This window comes from [Muricauda] lutisoli (nom. illeg.) (assembly GCF_017313105.1).
GTDB classification, from domain to species: domain Bacteria; phylum Bacteroidota; class Bacteroidia; order Flavobacteriales; family Flavobacteriaceae; genus Flagellimonas; species Flagellimonas lutisoli.
On sequence record NZ_JAFLND010000005.1, the window covers coordinates 86027 to 105697 of the forward strand.

Genomic DNA, 19671 nt, shown 5'->3' on the forward strand with positions numbered 1-19671 from the left:
CCTTATGCGAATTTCTCTTTATAAAGGAATTTTCCGAAGTCCACAATTTTTTCCAAGGGTGTACTTTCAAAAATTTGAAAAATAGTCGTTACGGATTTTTCAATGGCAATGTCGGTTTTTTCGAAACCTGGGGAGCCATCTTCCATCCAAAACTTTAGGATGAACAAAAACTGTAACCATGCACCTTCAGAGAACAATGGGGCATTGTATTTAAAGATTTTCAGGTTCTTTTCATCATTTCGTTCTTCAATCAAAGTAGAGGCAAAATCCTTGAATCTTTTCCGTAATCCTTTCAACTGGGCCAAACCTTCCAAGGAATACTTGTGCTCTTTCATGATGAACAGCACATAGCTCCTGTTCAGTGTCAGATTTTCAAAAAAGGTGAAGAAAAACGTAAGCATTTTTTCTTCGTTGGTCATGGAGTCATATTGCTTGTTCTTTTGCATTACCCCGTAAGTGTTGTCGAAGAATTTGTTCCAAATGGATTGCTGTAGCGATTCAAACGAACCAAAGAACCCATAAAATTCGTCTTCCTTTATTTTATGTTCCTTACAGAATTTGAATACCGAGCTTGGCACCTTTTCATTTTCCAATACAGATTCCATAAAAAGGCTTACGATTTTATCCTCGGTGATTTTGGATTTAGTGGTATTTGCCATTTTGGTATTTTTTTGAAGAGTTAAGAAGGTTAGGATTGCGCAATCCAGCTTTTAAAGAAAATGCACTTTCGAGCGAAAGTGCATTTTCACAACCTAACCAATAAATAAACAAACTTGTTATAGTAGTACTATCTCATAGCAATCTTTATCCTATAACACTGTAAATATAGTTATTCTGTTTAATCTTTTTCTAAAATAAATAAACAAAATTATGTTAAAATTGATGTCCTTCTCTCAAACTGTCTTTCAAATGTCAGTTTGTCATATTTGACACTATGGTATTTTTTTTGACCAATCAGCAATAAAAAGATTAAAAAACAAAACGATGGCTACAGGTAAAATCAATGTTTCAGTAGAGAACATTTTTCCCTTGATCAAGAAGTTTCTTTACAGTGATCACGAAATTTTCTTGAGGGAATTAATTTCCAACGCTACGGATGCAACCCTAAAACTAAAGCACCTTGCTTCCATTGGAGAGGCGAAAGTTGAATATGGAAACCCCATGATCGAAGTGAAGGTGGACAAGGACAATAAGCGCATCCATATTATAGATCAAGGTATCGGTATGACCGAGGAGGAAGTGAAAAAGTACATAAACGAAGTAGCTTTTTCCGGGGCCGAGGAATTCTTGGACAAATACAAGGATGCCGAAAAAGATGCGGGTATCATCGGGCATTTTGGTCTTGGTTTCTACTCTGCCTTTATGGTAGCGGAAAAAGTGGAGATCATCACAAAAAGCCATAAAGAGGAACCAGCAGTGCATTGGAGTTGTGACGGTTCTCCCGAATTTTCCATTGAACCAAGCGACAAAACAGAAAGAGGAACGGAAATTATCCTTCACATAGCTGAGGACTCCACAGAGTTTTTGGAAGATGCCAGAATCCGTGAGCTTTTGGTGAAGTACAACAAGTTCATGCCCATTCCGATCAAATTCGGAACAAAAACGGAAACGCTTCCCAAACCAGAAGGTGCCAAAGAAGATGACCCAGCGCCAACCAAGGAGGTGGACGACATCATCAACAATCCAAACCCTGCGTGGACCAAACAGCCTACCGATTTAAGTGAAGAGGATTACAAGAACTTTTATCGCGAGCTATACCCCATGCAGTTCGAGGAACCTTTGTTCCACATCCATTTGAACGTGGACTATCCGTTCAACTTAACGGGTATTTTATATTTCCCAAAGTTGACGAACGACCTCAGCATTCAAAAGGATAAAATCCAATTGTACCAAAACCAAGTGTTCGTAACGGACAACGTGGAAGGAATTGTTCCCGAGTTCTTGACGATGTTGAAAGGTGTAATCGATTCTCCGGACATTCCATTGAACGTTTCAAGGTCTTATCTTCAGGCTGATGGTGCCGTAAAGAAAATTTCTTCCTACATCACCAGAAAAGTGGCGGACAAATTGACTTCACTTTTCAAAAACAACCGTGAGGATTTTGAACAAAAGTGGAACGACATCAAAGTGGTGATCGAGTACGGAATGCTTTCCGAAGATAAATTCTTTGACAAAGCGGACAAGTTTGCCCTATACCCATCCGTTGATGGTGACTATTATACGTTCGAAGAGTTAGAAGCAAAAATCAAGGACAACCAGACCGACAAGGATGACAAATTGGTGGTACTGTATGCTTCGGACAAAGAGGCACAGCACAGCTATATTGAAGCTGCACAGAAAAAGGGATATGAGGTCCTTTTGTTGGATTCCCCAATTGTGCCACACTTGATGCAAAAATTGGAAACTTCCAAAGAGAACCTATCCTTTGTACGCGTGGATGCCGACCATGTGGACAACCTCATCAAAAAAGAGGATACGGCCATTTCCAAATTGTCCGAAGAGGAAAAAGAGAAATTGAAAAGCGAGATCGAAGAAGTAACCAAGGACAAAGGATACACGATTCAAATGGAGGCCATGGAAAGCAGTGCTTCGCCATTTATCATCACAGAGCCTGAATTTATGCGCCGAATGAAGGAAATGCAGCAAACCGGCGGCGGTGGTATGTTCGGTATGGGCAATATGCCGGATATGTACAACCTTATCGTAAACACCAATCACGAATTGGTAAGCGAGATCTTGAATACCAAGACCGCGAAGAAAAGGCACAGGCTGATCAATCAATCTTTGGATTTGGCACGCCTATCCAAAGGGTTATTGAAAGGTGAAGAGCTCACCAACTTTATAGCCCGCAGCTACGATATGATCAAATAAGTGTGGTTTTTCTATGGTCAACACGTAAAACCGCTCTAAATGAGCGGTTTTTGCATTTTATGACTATCTTGGTGTACAAACCGATCAAAACTTGGCCAATAACGATTACAACAGCCCAACCTTTAAAAAGCTCTTGGATTCCCTTCAGCAGCAAAGTTGGGAATTGGAACTTATCATCTCCGGTTTTGCCATTTTTGGACTATTTACGGCATACGACCCACTACGCATAGAAATGGTGAATGCCCAAAACGAAGATCAGGTCTATCGTTTCGTCGTTTATTTTATATTGAACATTGCCTGCTCCATTCTCCTGTTCAATCTATTGCTCCACGTCATCCTAAGGGGATTATGGATAGGCGCATTGGGGCTGCGGTATGTTTCGGGGGATATAGAATTTGAAAAGCTTAGATATTCCGAACGCTTTACCAACTATTTAAAAAAGCGAATCATTTCTTTTGACCGCTACATTGCCAATTTGGAAAATTATTGCAGTGTATTGTTCGCCATTTCCTTTTTATTGATATTCTACGTGCTTGCCATGACCATGATCATCCTATCGATTGTATTCGTGGCGAATTATATTATTGAGGGCAGTATATTTCCCGAACAATTCGGGGAAATTTTCGGAGCTATCCTTATTATCTTTATCATTTTTGGAATGTTCCTCACGTTTATTGATTTTATTACCCAAGGTTGGTTAAAAAAAAAGAAATGGATATCCCGAATATACTTTCCCATATATTGGATTTTCAGTTTTATAACCCTATCGTTCCTTTACCGCCCCTTGGTCTATAATTTTTTGGACAACCGTTTCGGAAAACGACTGATATTGCTACTGGCACCTATTTATATCGTTATTCTAATGATCACAAGTCTGGAATACAGGAATTCCAATTATTTGGAGCAGGACCTTAATTCCTCCAGTATATATGCGAACCGCGAAAACTATTTGGACATGATGACCGAAGAAGGGGACTTCCCGGGAAGTATGGTGATTCCATCAAAAGTTATTAGCCAACCTTACCTGAATATTTTCGTTCCTTTTTCGGAAAATTTGGAGAATCTCGTTTTTGCCTATAACGATTCTTTAACCCCGGAAGATGACCGCAGGGGACTATCCAGCAGCATCAGAGTAAACTCTAACTGGAGCGACAAGATTACAAGTTTGAGCCAAAAAGACAGCATCCGTAAAATGTATTTGAAAACATTCAACGAAATGCATTCCTTTCGAATAGACACACTTGAAGTGGACGAAGAATTCATCCTGACCACAGGCATGAAAAATATCCTCGGATTTGAGACTTTTCTTAACATATCCAATCTTGATGAAGGCAAACATATTTTAAGACTCAGGCGCAAAAGAAAGGAAAAAGATACCGTGGTTACCTTTACAGATGTTATATTACCGTTTTGGTATTTTAAAAACTAAAAATTTATGGCTCCTTGGCATCTTTATGTAATGGCTGGAATGTACATTATTGCAGGTTTAATGCACTTTATAAAACCGAAAATGTATATGCGGATTATGCCCCTGTATTTGCCTAACCATAAACTTTTGGTCTATTTAAGCGGAATCGCAGAAATTGTATTGGGGATAGGCGTATGTTTCGATGCTACCCGAAAATTGAGCACCTTTGGAATCATTTTAATGTTGGGCGTGTTCTTATCGGTACATTTTTACATGCTTTCGGGCGAAAAAGCATCGGCTGGCATCCCTAAATGGATATTGATTCTTCGAATTCCACTACAGTTCTTTTTAATGTATTGGGCTTATTTTTACGCATATCTCTAGAGTCCCCTGCTGCTCAACTGTTTTTTCAATAAAGTTACCTGAATGGAAAACATAAGACCCAAAACTAGGAAGGCATACACCAGTACTTTGGAAGAGGTATAACCTTCCATCCAGCTCCAATCCGCATGGAACCATGCCCCCATGTTCAAGTTTTTAAACCATCCTTGACCGCTATCGAGTCCGACTTGGGACCCAATTAAAATAAGTAAGGCGACGAAAGCAATAAACGCAATGGACAATACTTTTCCAGATACCAAAGGTTTATATTGAAAGACTTCCTTCGAGGTCTCAGCTTCAAGTTTGTGCAGCACATTTTGGGTAAAATCAACAGAAGGTGATTCCAATGGGGCATCATCCATTAACCTATCCACAAAAGCTTCCAGTTTTTTATCCTCTAGTTCATCCATTGCTTTTCAATAATTCTTTGTTCACACTCTTTTCCATAATACTGGCCAATCGTTTTCTGGCCCTGAACAACCTTACCTTTAGTGTATTTATGGGAAGGTTGGTTACTTTCTCCATTTCTTGAAGGTTCTTTTCTTCAAGATAAAATAGCGTAAGGACCCCTGCATCCTCATCCGATAGTCGTGACAAACATTTGCCAATTAACGCACTCCTTTCGGTCCTGACCATTTTTTGAAAGGCCGTGTCCAAATCCGCATAGGCAATTTGATCAACCATCTCCAACTCGGTATGCATCCTTTTCTTTTTTATTTTCTTGATCCTGTCCAAACAAGTGTTGTAGGCAATTCTATACATCCATGTAGAGAGCTTGGAATCCCCTTTAAAGCTCGGTAAGGACTTATAAACCTTAATGAACACGTCTTGCGACACCTCTTCAGCTTCTTCCCTGTTGCCCAACATTCTAATGGAAAGCGTAAAGACCAAATCCTTATAACTATCCACCAAATCGGAGAACGCACGGGTATTGCCCTTGCCTATTTCCGAAATGAGTTGTTTTTCTTTGTTGGTCAGCATTGTTCATTGGACGACAAAAGTGCCTTTTAGGTTACACTGAAAATAATATTTATAAAATTATGTAACCTATCTCAAAAAACTGTCGTCATAGCTTATGAACAAATAAATTATAGAATAATCATTAAAACGAACAGTTATGGGATCAGAAGTAATTATTATACCAATTATTTTCGGAGTTATTTTTGCCATTGCCTACCTTTATTTTTCAACCAGGAACAAAGAGCGCCTTGCATTGATAGAAAAAGGCGCAGACGCCAGCATTTTTGTTAGGGGGAAAAGGGATGGCGCGTCTCCGGTCTGGAAAATCGTTCTCCTTAACCTTGCCCTACTGCTTATGGGCATAGGGGCAGCCATTTTTGTGGCCTCCATGTTGGTCTACAGCGTCGGAGTAGAAGAAGAAGTAGCTTATCCGGGAACCATCTTCCTATTGGCAGGTGTTGGCCTTATGGTAGGTTTTAACATGACCAAGAAATTGGATAAAGAGGATTAATTTTTTCTACATTATTTAAAATGAAGGACCACCGCCAAAAGCGGTGGTTTTTTATAACTTGCCATTATGAAAGTTATCTCCACAAACCTCGGCGAGCCCACCAAAATAGTTTGGAACGGAAAAGAAACCATGACCGGTATTTACAAACACCCTGTTGATAGACCCCTTTTTCTGGACGTGGAAGATGTTCAAGGGGATACGGTAGTAGATCGAAGATACCACGGTGGCACATACAAAGCTTGTTATTTGTTTGCTGCGGAAAACTACCCGTATTGGAAAGAAAAATACCCTCTTTTGGATTGGAATTGGGGCATGTTTGGTGAAAACTTGACCATTGAAGGTTTGGATGAATCACAATTAAGGATAGGGAGCATATACAAGCTGGGCGATGCATTGGTACAGATTACCCAACCCAGGGAGCCCTGCTATAAGCTCGGCGTTCGATTTGGCGACCAAGATATCCTGAAAAAATTCATAGACCATGGATTCCCAGGCACCTACATCCGTGTTTTGGAACCTGGTAAAGTAACCACGGGAGATTACATGGAATTGGTGGAGGAATCAAAAACGACTTTGACTGTACAACAATTCTATAAGTTGCTTTTTTCAAAAACCAAAGACCAAGATTTGTTGCAAATGGCCATAAACAATAATGCCCTCCCCCTGAAGAAAAGGGAAAAGCTTAAAAAATGGACATAAAAAAAGGGGGCCTCCCGACCCCCAATGCACATAAAAATTAACTAAACAAACTATCTTACTTCCATAGTTTCTTTGTAGGTACCAAATTTGTCCACTACAACTATGGTATACTCACCTTCAAAAGCTTTTTCGAAGTTGAATGCTTTTTCTACTACTACGTCTCCATCGATAGCTTGGTCAAAAACCAATCTATTCTTGTTGTCATAAACTTTAAGGAGAACTTTACCTTGAGAGATGTTCAAAAGGTTCATCATTACTTTTTGACCTTTCTTTACAAATACTGGATCAAGGTTAACTTTTACCAAGTTTTTTTCAACCTCGTATTTGGCTACTGTTTTTTTACCAAAATCGGTTGCTTCCGTGTTGGCCATTCCAATTGCACTGATCAAAAGGGCCGCTGCTACTGTTAGATTTTTTACTACTTTCATAACACTTCGTTTTTTTAAGATTACAGTACAAATGTATGTCGCAATGGTGTACAGAAATACCACCATCTTTTCCACTTTCTATGCTATATTAACAGGGTAGTTGTTTTAACATAGTATTAATGATAAAATAGCATAACTTTATGGTAACATTGTGGATATTTGTGTTTTAAACACATTTGTAACTTTGCCATTAAGAAGAAAAAATTGCACAAAATGATTCAAAAACCAGCATTTGAAGCAATAGCCCCAAATTTTGGTCACTCATTTACTTTTCAGAAGTTCAATGAAAACAATGAGAACAAGAACAATGGTTGGCATTATCACCCAGAATTGGAGTTGGTATATGTAAATGGGGGGTCGGGAAAAAGACAAATAGGCAGCCATGTTTCCTATTATAGGAATGGTGACCTCATATTAATAGGTTCCAATTTGCCACATTGTGGTTTTACCGATAAGCTTACCGGGAACAAAAGTGAAACCTTGGTACAGATGAAGGCAGACTTTCTGGGAAGTGATTTCTTCAATATTCCAGAAATGAAAAATATCCAAAAACTGTTCGAGGTTGCCAAAGGCGGTATTGCTTTTTCTGGAAAGACCAAAATAAAGGTCGGGGAAAAAATGGAAATTTTGGAATACCAAACAGATTTCCAACGATTGCTCTCTATTCTTAATATATTGAACCTATTGGCTACCTCAACAGAAATGAACGTATTGAACGCCGAAGGCTTCTCCATGGAAACTGAGGTCAAGGACAACGACCGCATCAATATTGTCTTTAATCACGTGAAAACGCACTTTAAGGAAGACATAAGTTTGGAGCAAATTGCAGATATGGTGAGTATGACGGTACCTTCTTTCTGTAGATATTTCAAAAAAATAACCAATAAAACATTTACGCAGTTTGTAAATGAATATAGATTGGTACACGCATCCAAGCTTTTGGCCGAACAGCCTATGAGCATTACCCAAGTGTGTTACGATAGTGGTTTCAACAACTTCTCGCACTTTAATAAGTCGTTCAAGGCATTCACAGGTCAAAACCCTTCGGAATATAGAAATCAATTAAAGACGGTTCTACAGTCCTAAAAAATATTAGCTGAAGACATCATTTAGGACCTTGGCCAATCGCAAACCTCCTTTTTGCAATTGTTCAAAAAGTAAATTATTGTAATCGTAGGAGTACCGATATCCGAGTTTTTCGCCAACCTCAACGGATTCATATAGCTCTGCGCAAATTTCGTGGGATTCGTCCACCCAATCATATAGGGTCCCAGCTTGTATCTCTTTTCTCCTTTTCCGACTCACCCCTTCCAATTCGGAAGCAAGTTCGGTGTAGGTCATCCCATAAGAATCTATCAAATTCTTGTCCCATACTTTATGAAGATTGCTGCCTTCTCCAAACCATTGCACTTGAATAGCGTTTCCGCCTTTATCTTCCGCCCTGCTGGCATGCATTGGCTGATGAAGGTCGCCAATAAGATGAATCAACATTTTTAAATGGAAAACTCGATCTCCGCGGGTATTGTCTTCATCTTTCACTTTTGCGATACATTCCTCAATGGCCATAACAATATCTCCATACTCACTTTTTTCGGAATCCATATATCTCTTCCCCAATGGATAGTTGACATAATGCCAGGCAGAATATTTGGAATAGGACCGATCGGCTTTTATGTCATCGGCAAATGTAGAGACAAATGCAAGGCTATGTCCGTCCAAAAGATCATTCAAGGCTCTTTTGGTTTTTCCAGTTAAATGGTTTTGAGCAATTTGTCCCGTAACTCTATGACCTGTTTTGGACCATGTTGTGTTACCGAAAACAATAACAGGAAATAAGAACAAGAAGAATAAAGATTTTCTCATTTTCAAAATTTGTGCAATAAATGGAGTTATGGAACGATTCATACAGCTAATTTTCGCAATGTTTTGTCAAACAGCAATGCATTTTAAAGTTTTGGGATTTTTTTAACTTCTCTATCTCTTAAATTTGTGGCTCCAACTAAACTAGAGCAATGTTAAAAAAATGTATTGTACTTGTTACAATTCTTCTGCCGTTTGCATTATTATCACAATCGAACCCAAAAAGCTTTACCGTTAAGTATATCAATGAAATAATTAAGGTAGACGGTGTTTTGGACGAAGATGTTTGGGAAACTGCAGAAAGCGCCCATGATTTTAACCAATACTTCCCTTCGGACACTACTCTTGCAGCTCAACAGACCGATATTCGGATGCTGTATTCCAATACCACCTTATATATTGGGATAAAATTGAACACGGAAGGAGACGATTACGTGATTCCATCCTTACAAAGAGATTACAGGGCAGGGGGCAACGACAATATAAGTTTGATTTTTGACACCTTTAACGATGGTACCAATGCCTTCCTTTTTGGCATGAACCCCTATGGGGTGCGTCGGGAAGCCTTAATTTCCAATGGAGGATCCGATCGTAACAATTTTACCACTTCTTGGGACGTAAAGTGGAAGGGAGAAACCAAATTATATGATGGTTATTATGTCTGTGAAATTGCCATTCCGCTGACTTCTTTCAAATTTAAACAGGGAGAGACCAAATGGCGATTCAATAGTTACCGGTTCGATATGCAGACCAATGAGACCAGTACTTGGATGAAAATACCACAAAACCAACTTGTTTTCAATTTGGCTTTCATGGGAGACATGGTGTTTGAAAAGCCCTTAGGAAAATCTAGAACCCCCATGGCTCTTATACCCTATGTGAACGGCATTGTTTCCAAAGATTACGAAAGCAATGAGAGTTTGAACAAAATTGGTTTTGGTGGAGATGCCAAAATTTCGATAGGAAATGGAATGAACCTGGACGTGACCTTAAACCCGGATTTCTCCAATGTGGAAGTGGACAATTTTGTGACCAACCTCACCCGTTTTGAAGTTTCGCTGCCTGAAAGAAGGCAATTCTTCATTGACAACAGCGACCTGTTCGGTTCTTTTGGAAATGGAAGGGATGCCAATCCTTTTTTCTCTAGAAGGATCGGAATTGCAGAGGACAAGGATGGGGAAACCATAGAAAATGGAATAATAGGAGGTGTTAGGCTCAGTGGAAAGTTGAATCAGAATTGGCGCCTTGGACTGTTGAACATTCAAACAGAAGAAGATAAACTGAATGAAATCCCGAGCAATAACAATACGGTTTTGGCACTTCAGAAAAAAATGTTCTCGCGATCGAACCTGAGCTTCATTTTTGTGAATCGACAGTCTTTTGAAGATTACGATTTTGTGGATGAAACCGATAGGTACAACCGTGTTGTTGGGTTGGATTACAATCTCGCATCCCAGGACAATACCTGGATAGGAAAATTTTACTATCATAAAGCATTTGCACACGACATAGGTGACCGAAATGACTCTGGTGGGATGGATCTTCGGTACAATTCAAGATATTTCAACTTTGGGGTCCGTGGTAATTATGTGGGTGACGATTTTCGTTCGGACCTTGGTTTTATACGAAGGCAAGATATTATAGCTGCCAGACCTTTTATGGAATTCAACTTTTGGCCAAAAAAGGGAAAATTGAACACCCATGGTTTTCGATTTAGTCCCAATTTTATATGGAGACCTACTTTGGACTACCAGAACACCGATTACACTATTTTTTCGCAATGGGAGGCTCAGTTCAAAACACAAGAGCGTATTAATGTACGTATGTTCAACCGGTATACGTATTTGATAGACCCGTTCGACCCCACCCGTACCGATGGTGGAGTTGAGCTACCAGGAAATGCAGGATACCATTATACCAGCTATGAAATGTCGTTCCAGAGCGACAGAAGAAGAGTTCTTTCCTACTCCTTACAGCCAGGATATGGCGATTTTTACAATGGAAAACGTTATGTTTTTGAGGGAGACGTGAGTCTTAGGCTTCAGCCAAAGGTTTTTCTATCCATGGCGGTTATATATAATAGTATCAAATTGCCCGAACCCTACGAGAGCGAAGATATTTTATTGTTGAGCCCACGAATCAACATCACCTTTAACAAATCCATATTTTGGTCCACATTGATTCAGTATGGTAATCAATTGGATAATTTAGGGTTCAATTCGCGATTGCAATGGCGATTTGCCCCGCTCTCCGACTTGTTTTTGGTATATAACGACAATTACTTTGTAAATTCCTTTATGCCCAGAAGCCGCTCCATCAACTTAAAGTTGACGTACTGGCTCAATATTTAATCAGAAGGAACAATTAAAGGTTTATTGTTTTGAATAATGTAAAATACTGGCCACAATCTCTTGAGTAAAAAGTAATTGTACTGTCCAATTCATTTACGGCATTACTTTTAATCGCTTGCACTAAAAATGCAATTGTAAAGTCGATGATAATGGTAGGATCGAATGCCCCCTTCAGATCATTTTAATATGGTAGGGCAAAATTGGATATCACTGCCACTACCTCCTCGATTTTCCTATATTTGGACTTCTAGCTTAAAAATATATGGACCAACTACCTTTTACCCAAGACACCGTAATCTTTGGGCTACTTTGCCTCTGCTTGGGCTTCGTTTTTTATACTTCATCCATTAAAACCGGATTCTGGGGAAAGTTTTACCGTGTGGTTCCCACAGTTCTCATGTGCTACCTATTGCCCGCTATTTTAGCCAGTGTAGGAATAATTGACGAATCCTCTTCCAATACGTATTATGTGGCTAGTAGATACCTTTTACCTGCCGCATTAATTTTGATGACCTTGAGCATTGACCTTAAAGCCATCCTGAATCTCGGCTCAAAAGCGTTGGTGATGTTTTTAACAGGAACGGTGGGCATTATAATAGGTGGCCCCATCGCCATTTTAATCGTATCCATATTTTCGCCTGAAACAGTCGGCGGTGTAGGACCGGATGCTGTTTGGAGAGGTTTGGCCACCATTGCCGGAAGTTGGATCGGTGGAGGTGCCAATCAAGCAGCCATGTTGGAGGTTTTTAAGTATAATCAGGAAAGCTATGGTGGCATGGTACTAATAGATATCGTGGTCGCCAACCTTTGGTTGGCCATAATCTTGTTAGGTGTCGGCAAAACCAAAAAAATAGACCGCTGGCTAAAAGCGGATACTTCATCCATTGAAGAGCTTAAGGTAAAAGTATCCACCTATACCGAAAAAATTGCCAGGGTCACTACCCTCAAGGATTTTATTATGCTACTTTTCTTTGCTTTTGTTGGCGTTGGCATTGCCCATTTGGCAGGGCATCATTTTGCTGGTTTTTTACAGGATAACTTTGAGGTTATCCGTAATCCACAGAAAATATTGTCCTCCCTTGGATCACAATTTCTTTGGATGGTTGTTTTTGCCACGGCCATCGGAATAGGTCTTTCATTTACCAAGGCAAAGAATTACGAAGGTGCGGGAGCAAGTAAAATCGGGGGCATGTTCATATACATTTTGGTGGCAACCATTGGAATGAAAATGGATTTGGGCAAGGTATTGGACAATCCGGGACTTATCGCGATAGGACTGATTTGGATCACCATTCACGCAGGTCTTCTTATTTTGATGGCAAAATTGATCAAGGCACCTTTCTTTTTCTTGGCAGTGGGCAGCCAGGCCAACGTGGGTGGGGCTGCCTCCGCACCTGTTGTGGCCGCCGAATTCCATTCTTCTTTGACCTCCGTGGGCATACTTTTGGCCGTTTTTGGTTATGTTGTGGGTACTGCTGGCGCATATTTATGTGCTTTGTTGATGGAAGTCGCCTCGAATGTTTAAATATTTTCAGAAGATTATGCATCTTTGCCCAGCTAAAATTTTATGATGAAGCAGATATTGTTTGTATTGCTAGTTGGAGTCACGGTATTGACTTCCTGTGAAAAGAGTACGGAAAACACCATGAACGTTAGTGGAAATATCAAGGGACTCAAAAAAGGAACCCTTTATTTGCAACAATTTAAAGACTCCACACTTGCCACCTTGGACTCGTTGGAGATTAAAGGTGATGGCACCTTCAGCTTTTCAACAGAGGTGAATGAACCCGAAGTTTTCTATCTCTACCTAAAGAAAGAGGACAACAACGACATCAACGATAGGATTACTTTTTTTGGAGAGTCTGGCGATATTGTGATCAATACGTCATGGAACACTTTTGATACCAATGTGGACATCTCCGGTTCCAAATCGCACGAAAAGCTTTTGGAATTTTATGATATGGCCTCCAAGTTCAATATTAAGGAACTCACCTTGGTGCAACAGGCATCAACTCCCGAGCTTCAAGAAGATTCGGTTGCCTTGGACTCTATCCAGCGATTGATAAATCAAAACACTATTAGCAGGTATCGCTACGCACTGAATTTTGGTCTTAATAATGGTGATTCTTATGCGACTCCCTATATTATGATTACTGAGGCCAGAGAAGCAAATCCAAAATATTTGGATTCCATTTATAAGGGCCTGACCCCAAAGGTGGCCGCATCTAAATACGGGAAGGAATTTAAAGCGTTTTTAGACGAAAACAACTAGGCTTCAAGGCTGTTGAGGCGCTCAACAAGCTTAACGGCCTTGTCCTCCAACTCTGTCCGTATGGACCTAAAGTGGGCTTTGGTATCCTCAACTTTTTTCTGGTTGATCTTATCCATGAGGTTATCGTACACCTCAATAGCTTCGTCAATAATTACGGTTCCCTCTTCAGATTCTTTGTTTCCGGAACCGGCTTCCCAAATGTAGACAGCTTCAATAATGTCCCCTAAAACAAAATTGACATCTTTTTTTAAATCACGAATACTTGGCATAACGCGGTGGTTTTGATTAAAGATAGCATTAAATCGTAACTTCTAAAAGTTTACTGCCCTGGGTATCAATGTCGACATAACTGCTTGATGCAGAAACAAGCACAGTTTCCCCCTTTTTAATGGGCGCACTGCCCCAATCGTTATTGATTATGGCCGAACCACCTACACACATATAAATAGTGAAGGAATCTCTTTCTGTCAAGTCCTGCTTCATTGATTTTTCCAATTCCATAAAATTGGTTTTAAAGTAAGGACAGTTCACCATAGTGTTCACTTCATCCTTTTTTCTAGGATAATCCACTTTAAAATCATCCTTCTTCTCATAGTCGATGGCGTCCACTGCCAAACTGGTATGCAACTCCCTTAAATTACCCTCTTTATCCTTTCTATTAAAATCGAATACCCGATAGGTAATGTCCGAAGTCTGTTGAATTTCGGCCAAAAGAACGCCAGCTCCGATGGCATGGATCTTTCCTGTATTGATGAAAAACGTATCCCCCTCCCCTACTGTTTCGTAGTTCATTAGATCGGTAAGGGTCCCTTCTTCAATACTTTTTACATATTCCTCCTTTTCCACATCTTTATTGAAACCCACAATCAATTTTGCTCCAGGGTCGGCATCCATAATGTACCACATTTCCGTTTTACCAAAGGAATTATGTCGTTTTTTGGCCAATTCGTCATTGGGATGCAACTGTATGGAAAGGTCTTGTTTGGCATCAATAAATTTGATCAATATTGGAAACTCGTTACCGAATCGGTCTACCACACTCTTACCCAAAAGCGCCTCCCCTTGATTATTCATCAAATCTTTAAGGGAAGTGCCGGTCAATTCTCCATTCGCAACTTCAGATATATCTCCTTCAACCCCTGAGAGCTCCCAACTCTCACCAGTAATATCACTTTCAATGGGCTTGTTTAAAACTTCTTGTAGCTTGGTTCCTCCCCAAAGTCGTTCTTTAAGGATGGGTTTGAATTTTAATGGGTATAGGTTCATTTTATCCTGTGTAGGTTACAAAATTGCGAGGGGTTTCATAAAGCACCACTTCCAGCTCTTTGTTTTTATTGATATGGGGTCTTAACTTGTTCCATATGACCACTGCTATATTTTCTGCGGTGGGATTTAAATTTTTAAATTCTGGAACATCAAGGTTCAGGTTTTTATGATCCAGGGCTTCTTCAACATGTTCCTTGATCAAATCCTTCAGGACTTTTAAGTCCATTACAAAACCTGTTTCAGGATCTATCTCACCTGTTACACTAACAATAAGGTCGTAATTGTGTCCGTGAAATTTCGGGTTATTGCATTTACCAAAAACAGCGTTGTTCTTTTCCTCGTCCCAGTCTGGCCGGTACAACCGATGTGCGGCATTAAAACTGGCTTTTCTGCTTGCTTTTACCTTCATTTTGCGGGTGTGTTTTCCATAAGATGGTCGTAGAAACGTTCAAAAATAATTTTGAACCATGCGGTGTACTCACCTGGATTTTCTTCGATGTCCTTTTTTATATCTTCTGGGTACATCCATTTCCAATCGGCAACCTCTTCTGGATTGATATTGGGTTCATCTTCAAAATACCCAACCATCACATGATCAAACTCATGCTCGGTAAGGCCATTATCAAAAGGTGCTTTGTAAACAAAATTAAAGAGTTCCTTGAGTTCGGTGGTAAAGCCCATTTCTTCCATGAGCCTTCGCTTGCCTGCATCAATATTGCTTTCACCTTCTCGTTGATGGCTGCAGCAGGTATTGGTCCACAATAGTGGGGAATGGTATTTGTCCTTAGCCCTTTGCTGAAGCATTGTTTCGCCCTTGGCATTCATTACAAAAACCGAAAATGCACGGTGTAGCAAGGCTTTTTCATGAGCTTCCATTTTTGGCATTAAACCAATGGGCTCGTCCTTTTCATTTACAAGTATCACTTTTTCCTCTTCCATGAGGTAAAAATATGACCTTTAAGATAAAATAACGGGAATAGGTATTTAAATTCTTCCTAAAAGAAGCGTGGGGATTTCATGTTACCAATATTTCTGATGAAGTCGTATCTCAGGATAATTTCGAAAGAACCATCATTAAAAGTGGCCGCACCGAGTTCGGTAATCTCACGATCATAGGCCAAGCCGACCATCAACTGATCGGACAACATAAAGCCCATAAGACCACTAAAGGCTGCATCCCAACGATAGGCCACCCCACCAATGAATTTTTCGTTGAACATAAAGTTAGCGGAAAGATCTACCTGCAATGGTGCTCCTTGAACCGCTTTGGTCAATAAAGCGGGCTTGAACTTTAAAACTGGATTCAAGTCCCAAACATAACCCGTAATGAGGTAAAAGTTCATCTGCTCCCTTGCTGTTGATACCGAAGAGGAATCAAAATGGGTGGTTTCCAATATTCTAGGGGCAGAGACACCTACATAAAATTTATCGGTATGGTAGTACACTCCTGCCCCAATGTTTGGAGAAAATTTATTTTGTATGTCCTGCTGAGATTGTAATTGCGGATCCACCTCGAACTCATCCAGTTCGGAATAACGAATATCCAACATATGGGCACTCGCTTTAAGTCCAAAACTCAGTCTTCCCTCCCAACCTGTTTGAATGGTATAGGAGAAATCCACATCAAAATAAGTCTCCGATGTTGGACCAATTTTATCGTTAACAATAGACAGACCCAATCCTACCCCACGGTAACCAACCGGTGTATGCACGTTCAATGTCTGTGTTTCGGGAGCGCCATCGAGCCCCAACCATTGGTTACGGTACAATGCAGCTATACTCAAGTGTCCCCTTGAGCCCGCATAAGCTGGGTTAACGCTTACGGTATTGTACATATATTGGGTATACTGTGCATCTTGCTGTGCATGTATGTTTCCCACTACAAAGAATAATAGGACCAGCAGCCATTGCGTATTTCCTTTAAAAAGTTTCTTCACCACAGTAACCATTGTTTATCTGTTAATGTATATGTAGCCTGTAAGCTGTTTCATATTTCCTCCTTGATCTTGGTAATCTATCACGTAGAAATAAGTTCCCACAGGAAGTTTATTTTCTTGGTCCACGGTTACCCTACCTTGGGATGTACCATCAAATACATTCCCACTGGTATTGTATGCTCTTGTCTGGTATACCATGACACCCCACCTATTGTATATTCTTACCGTGTTGCTCGGATAGTTCTCCAGCCCTCGGATTTCCAAGGTATCGTGTACACCATCACCATTAGGTGTAATCACATTGATTACATCTACTTCTTCTTCACCGGCGGTGAGTTCACCTAGGTCTGGATCAAGATAATTAGGGATACCATCTTCGTTGGAATCATCATTGGCATAGTTTCCATCACCATTCATATCCTCATCCATAGTCTCTATACCGTCATCATCATCATCAGAGTCCCTAAAGTCAGGAATACCATCAGTATCGTTGTCCGGCAATGCAGTATTTGGGTCATCCATTTCATCATTGACATCAATATCAATAACAGTTTCACCTTCATAAGCATCATCCAAACCATCGTTGTCTTTATCGGAACCTATCCATGTGACCTCTGGAACACCATCATGATCATGATCGTGACCTTCTATGGCATCAGGGACATTATCGTTATCACTATCATCGTCCACATAATCAGGCAGGCCATCGTTATCGGAATCAATTGGAATTAAACCTATATTTCCATCTGTCTCATAGGCATCATCCAATCCATTGCCATTTGCATCCACTAAACTTGGTGGAATGTAACCTAAGGCAAGTTGTGCCTCCACATTATCCGGAATACCGTCGTTATCACTATCAATATCCAGGTAATCAGGGATGCCATCACCGTCGGTATCGGTTGGGTTAGTTGATGGGTCATCGTCATTATCCGCATTCAGGTCCTCAAAATTATCAACAATTCCATCATTGTCGCTGTCCAAATCGATTCCGGAAGGACTTACAATCACAGTAACTGTAGCCGTGCTGCAATTTCCATTGGAATCACAAACTGCATAGTCAAAAGAATCTGTACCTGTAAACCCTAGGTTTGGTATGTAAGTTATATCGTCATCGGACGGGTTGTTGGCAGTGCCATTATCATTTAATATCACCGTTCCGTTTGTTGGATCCGTAGCAGTAATTGAACCGATAATAGGAATATCGTTATCGTTTGCTCGCCAGGATACAATGGCATCTACACCAATATCTGTTGATACTGAATCATCATTGGCATCCACAATTGGAAGTACATCCACGGTAACGGTAGCGGTACTACAATCTCCAGAAGAATTACAGATGGTATAATCAAAACTATCGCTTCCGTTATAATCTGGATTCGGAGTATATGTCACCACATCATCCGTTGGATCATTAGCTGTTCCATTATCATCAATGCTGATTGCTCCATTGGATGGGTTTGTGGTAGTCAGCACTCCCGTTGTGGGCAAATCGGTATCATTATCAAAAATAAGGGCATTAACCGATTCATCTTCGTTGACCACAACCACGTCATCCAATAAATTAGCTGCTTGGCTCATGCACACCACGGTAAAACGTGGTAATTCCATACTATTGCCGACTTTGGTAACAGAGGCCACATACCGCATCACAGTTTGGGTACTTGTTACGGTTGGTCTGGTTTGGTCTCCACTCAAAGCTGGAGTCCAGCTTACCGTGGCCCCCGAAGGGACACTTGCCGAGATATCTAAAACCACTTCATTGTCCGGGGCCGCACAATTTGTTAAGATAAAATACCCTGTGGCATTGGAACCACAAAGTGTACCATCGTAGGTAGCAAAGTAAACACCGGGTTGGGTAGCTTCGTAAAAAGAATCTGTTCCCAATACATTACTGGTATCCGATGCCTCAAACCATTGATAGTTATACTCATCCCCAGTATCTGGTGCCTGTAACAAGAACTGTGCATTTGCAAGGTTCATTCCTATAAAAGAGATGAACAGTCCAATGAGTAAAGACTTGTATGAGGTTTTTGATTTCAAAATCGCTTGGTCTTTATTCATTATTATTTTACCACAAATACCACATTGATCAATGCATTGTAATCGGCTGGTTGTCCAATAATATCGTAGGTCAGCACTCCATTGGCATCAATACTCATATTATCAAATACTGTTGGGTCTGCATAGGTTACATAATAATAAAGCTCTGTCGCGCCATAAGTGGGAACTGCAGCAGGTGCACCTGCACTCGATACAGCAGGGGTCCCATACTGTGCTACATATTGAGCGTATAGATCCACTGTTCTTCCCGTTCCATTTGAAGACGCATCAATAGCTATGGAAGGTGGATAGAATATTCTAGCCGCTTTTGATGTTATTGGAGCTATATCCTGAATTACATCCTCTACCGTAGCTTCTGTATTTCCATCCCCATCAACATCAATTGGCGAATCTGAACTTACCTCTGATGCTACTTGATCATCTGTATTGATATCCGCTAATGGAACTTGTAAAGTACCATTGCTATCTTCAATCTCTAGATTTGTGCCATTGACCTCAAAACGAGTATTAATTTCATTAGTAGTTGACAGGTCCGCATCAGCGGCCACATGGTTCGCAATGTCCGTGGCGTTGGTTGTGATATTTGTCGTGTTTGTTGCAATATCGGAAGCATTGGTCGCAATGTCCGTGGCATTTGTCGATATGTTAGTTGTATTCGTTGCG

21 protein-coding genes are annotated in these 19671 nt (G+C 40.4%); 9 read left to right on the forward strand and 12 right to left on the reverse strand.

Features of this window, described 5'->3' with window-relative positions; translation table 11 throughout:
• Positions 1-2: 2 nt before the first annotated feature.
• Positions 3-659, reverse strand: a complete 657-nt coding sequence (locus J0X13_RS15450; RefSeq protein ID WP_207072281.1) for a TetR family transcriptional regulator C-terminal domain-containing protein — start codon at positions 657-659, stop codon at positions 3-5.
• Positions 660-984: 325 nt separating this feature from the next.
• Here J0X13_RS15450 and htpG point away from each other — a divergent pair, with 325 nt between their 5' ends.
• The 3 genes from htpG to J0X13_RS15465 all read left to right on the forward strand — a co-directional run bounded on the left by htpG (position 985) and on the right by J0X13_RS15465 (position 4663).
• Positions 985-2871, forward strand: a complete 1887-nt coding sequence (gene htpG, locus J0X13_RS15455) for a molecular chaperone HtpG (protein WP_207072282.1) — start codon at positions 985-987, stop codon at positions 2869-2871.
• 91 nt (positions 2872-2962) lie between these two features.
• Complete coding sequence (locus J0X13_RS15460) at positions 2963-4300, forward strand: hypothetical protein (RefSeq protein WP_207072283.1); 1338 nt, start codon at positions 2963-2965, stop codon at positions 4298-4300.
• A 6-nt stretch (positions 4301-4306) separates the two neighbouring features.
• Positions 4307-4663: a DoxX family protein gene (locus J0X13_RS15465; RefSeq protein ID WP_207072284.1), complete on the forward strand. Its 357-nt coding sequence runs from the start codon at positions 4307-4309 to the stop codon at positions 4661-4663.
• On the opposite strand, the gene J0X13_RS15470 is transcribed toward J0X13_RS15465, so the two are convergent.
• Both J0X13_RS15470 and J0X13_RS15475 read right to left on the reverse strand, forming a co-directional pair.
• On the reverse strand, positions 4660-5070 hold the full coding sequence (locus J0X13_RS15470; protein WP_207072285.1) for a hypothetical protein: 411 nt from the start codon (positions 5068-5070) through the stop codon (positions 4660-4662). The two genes, J0X13_RS15465 and J0X13_RS15470, sit on opposite strands and share 4 nt — an antisense overlap.
• Positions 5063-5641 (reverse strand): RNA polymerase sigma factor, encoded by a 579-nt coding sequence (locus J0X13_RS15475; RefSeq protein WP_207072286.1) that lies wholly within the window; start codon positions 5639-5641, stop codon positions 5063-5065. Before J0X13_RS15475 ends, J0X13_RS15470 begins: the two co-directional genes overlap by 8 nt.
• Positions 5642-5777: 136 nt before the next feature.
• Between J0X13_RS15475 and J0X13_RS15480 the strand changes: the two genes are divergently transcribed.
• Positions 5778-6131, forward strand: coding sequence for a DUF6249 domain-containing protein (locus tag J0X13_RS15480; RefSeq protein ID WP_207072287.1), 354 nt, complete (start codon positions 5778-5780; stop codon positions 6129-6131).
• A gap of 66 nt (positions 6132-6197) precedes the next feature.
• Positions 6198-6830, forward strand: a complete 633-nt coding sequence (locus J0X13_RS15485) for an MOSC domain-containing protein (protein WP_207072288.1) — start codon at positions 6198-6200, stop codon at positions 6828-6830.
• Positions 6831-6880: 50 nt separating this feature from the next.
• On the opposite strand, the gene J0X13_RS15490 is transcribed toward J0X13_RS15485, so the two are convergent.
• On the reverse strand, positions 6881-7258 hold the full coding sequence (locus J0X13_RS15490; RefSeq protein ID WP_207072289.1) for a hypothetical protein: 378 nt from the start codon (positions 7256-7258) through the stop codon (positions 6881-6883).
• A gap of 213 nt (positions 7259-7471) precedes the next feature.
• Here J0X13_RS15490 and J0X13_RS15495 point away from each other — a divergent pair, with 213 nt between their 5' ends.
• Complete coding sequence (locus tag J0X13_RS15495; RefSeq protein WP_207072290.1) at positions 7472-8344, forward strand: AraC family transcriptional regulator; 873 nt, start codon at positions 7472-7474, stop codon at positions 8342-8344.
• 6 nt (positions 8345-8350) lie between these two features.
• On the opposite strand, the gene J0X13_RS15500 is transcribed toward J0X13_RS15495, so the two are convergent.
• Positions 8351-9121, reverse strand: coding sequence for a S1/P1 nuclease (locus J0X13_RS15500; protein ID WP_207072291.1), 771 nt, complete (start codon positions 9119-9121; stop codon positions 8351-8353).
• Between the two features lie 149 nt (positions 9122-9270).
• Here J0X13_RS15500 and J0X13_RS15505 point away from each other — a divergent pair, with 149 nt between their 5' ends.
• The 3 genes from J0X13_RS15505 to J0X13_RS15515 all read left to right on the forward strand — a co-directional run bounded on the left by J0X13_RS15505 (position 9271) and on the right by J0X13_RS15515 (position 13741).
• On the forward strand, positions 9271-11469 hold the full coding sequence (locus tag J0X13_RS15505; protein WP_207072292.1) for a DUF5916 domain-containing protein: 2199 nt from the start codon (positions 9271-9273) through the stop codon (positions 11467-11469).
• Between the two features lie 262 nt (positions 11470-11731).
• On the forward strand, positions 11732-12994 hold the full coding sequence (locus J0X13_RS15510; protein ID WP_207029719.1) for a DUF819 family protein: 1263 nt from the start codon (positions 11732-11734) through the stop codon (positions 12992-12994).
• A gap of 45 nt (positions 12995-13039) precedes the next feature.
• On the forward strand, positions 13040-13741 hold the full coding sequence (locus tag J0X13_RS15515) for a DUF4369 domain-containing protein (RefSeq protein WP_242535761.1): 702 nt from the start codon (positions 13040-13042) through the stop codon (positions 13739-13741).
• On the opposite strand, the gene J0X13_RS15520 is transcribed toward J0X13_RS15515, so the two are convergent.
• The 7 genes from J0X13_RS15520 to J0X13_RS15550 all read right to left on the reverse strand — a co-directional run.
• Entirely contained in the window at positions 13738-14010 is a 273-nt protein-coding gene (locus J0X13_RS15520) for a hypothetical protein (protein WP_207072294.1), read from the reverse strand. The two genes, J0X13_RS15515 and J0X13_RS15520, sit on opposite strands and share 4 nt — an antisense overlap.
• A gap of 28 nt (positions 14011-14038) precedes the next feature.
• Positions 14039-15007 carry a type I phosphomannose isomerase catalytic subunit gene (locus J0X13_RS15525; RefSeq protein ID WP_207072295.1) on the reverse strand — a complete coding sequence of 323 codons (969 nt, stop codon included), beginning with the start codon at positions 15005-15007 and terminating at the stop codon, positions 14039-14041.
• 1 nt (position 15008) lies between these two features.
• Positions 15009-15416 carry a 6-pyruvoyl trahydropterin synthase family protein gene (locus tag J0X13_RS15530; protein ID WP_207029723.1) on the reverse strand — a complete coding sequence of 136 codons (408 nt, stop codon included), beginning with the start codon at positions 15414-15416 and terminating at the stop codon, positions 15009-15011.
• On the reverse strand, positions 15413-15946 hold the full coding sequence (gene idi, locus J0X13_RS15535) for an isopentenyl-diphosphate Delta-isomerase (protein WP_207072296.1): 534 nt from the start codon (positions 15944-15946) through the stop codon (positions 15413-15415). Before idi ends, J0X13_RS15530 begins: the two co-directional genes overlap by 4 nt.
• Before the next feature lie 56 nt (positions 15947-16002).
• Positions 16003-16956, reverse strand: a complete 954-nt coding sequence (locus J0X13_RS15540) for a PorP/SprF family type IX secretion system membrane protein (RefSeq protein ID WP_207072297.1) — start codon at positions 16954-16956, stop codon at positions 16003-16005.
• A gap of 3 nt (positions 16957-16959) precedes the next feature.
• Positions 16960-19008, reverse strand: coding sequence for a T9SS type B sorting domain-containing protein (locus tag J0X13_RS15545; protein ID WP_207072298.1), 2049 nt, complete (start codon positions 19006-19008; stop codon positions 16960-16962).
• Between the two features lie 2 nt (positions 19009-19010).
• Positions 19011-19671 (reverse strand): hypothetical protein (locus J0X13_RS15550; protein WP_207072299.1); only part of this gene is annotated, 661 nt, incomplete at its 5' end.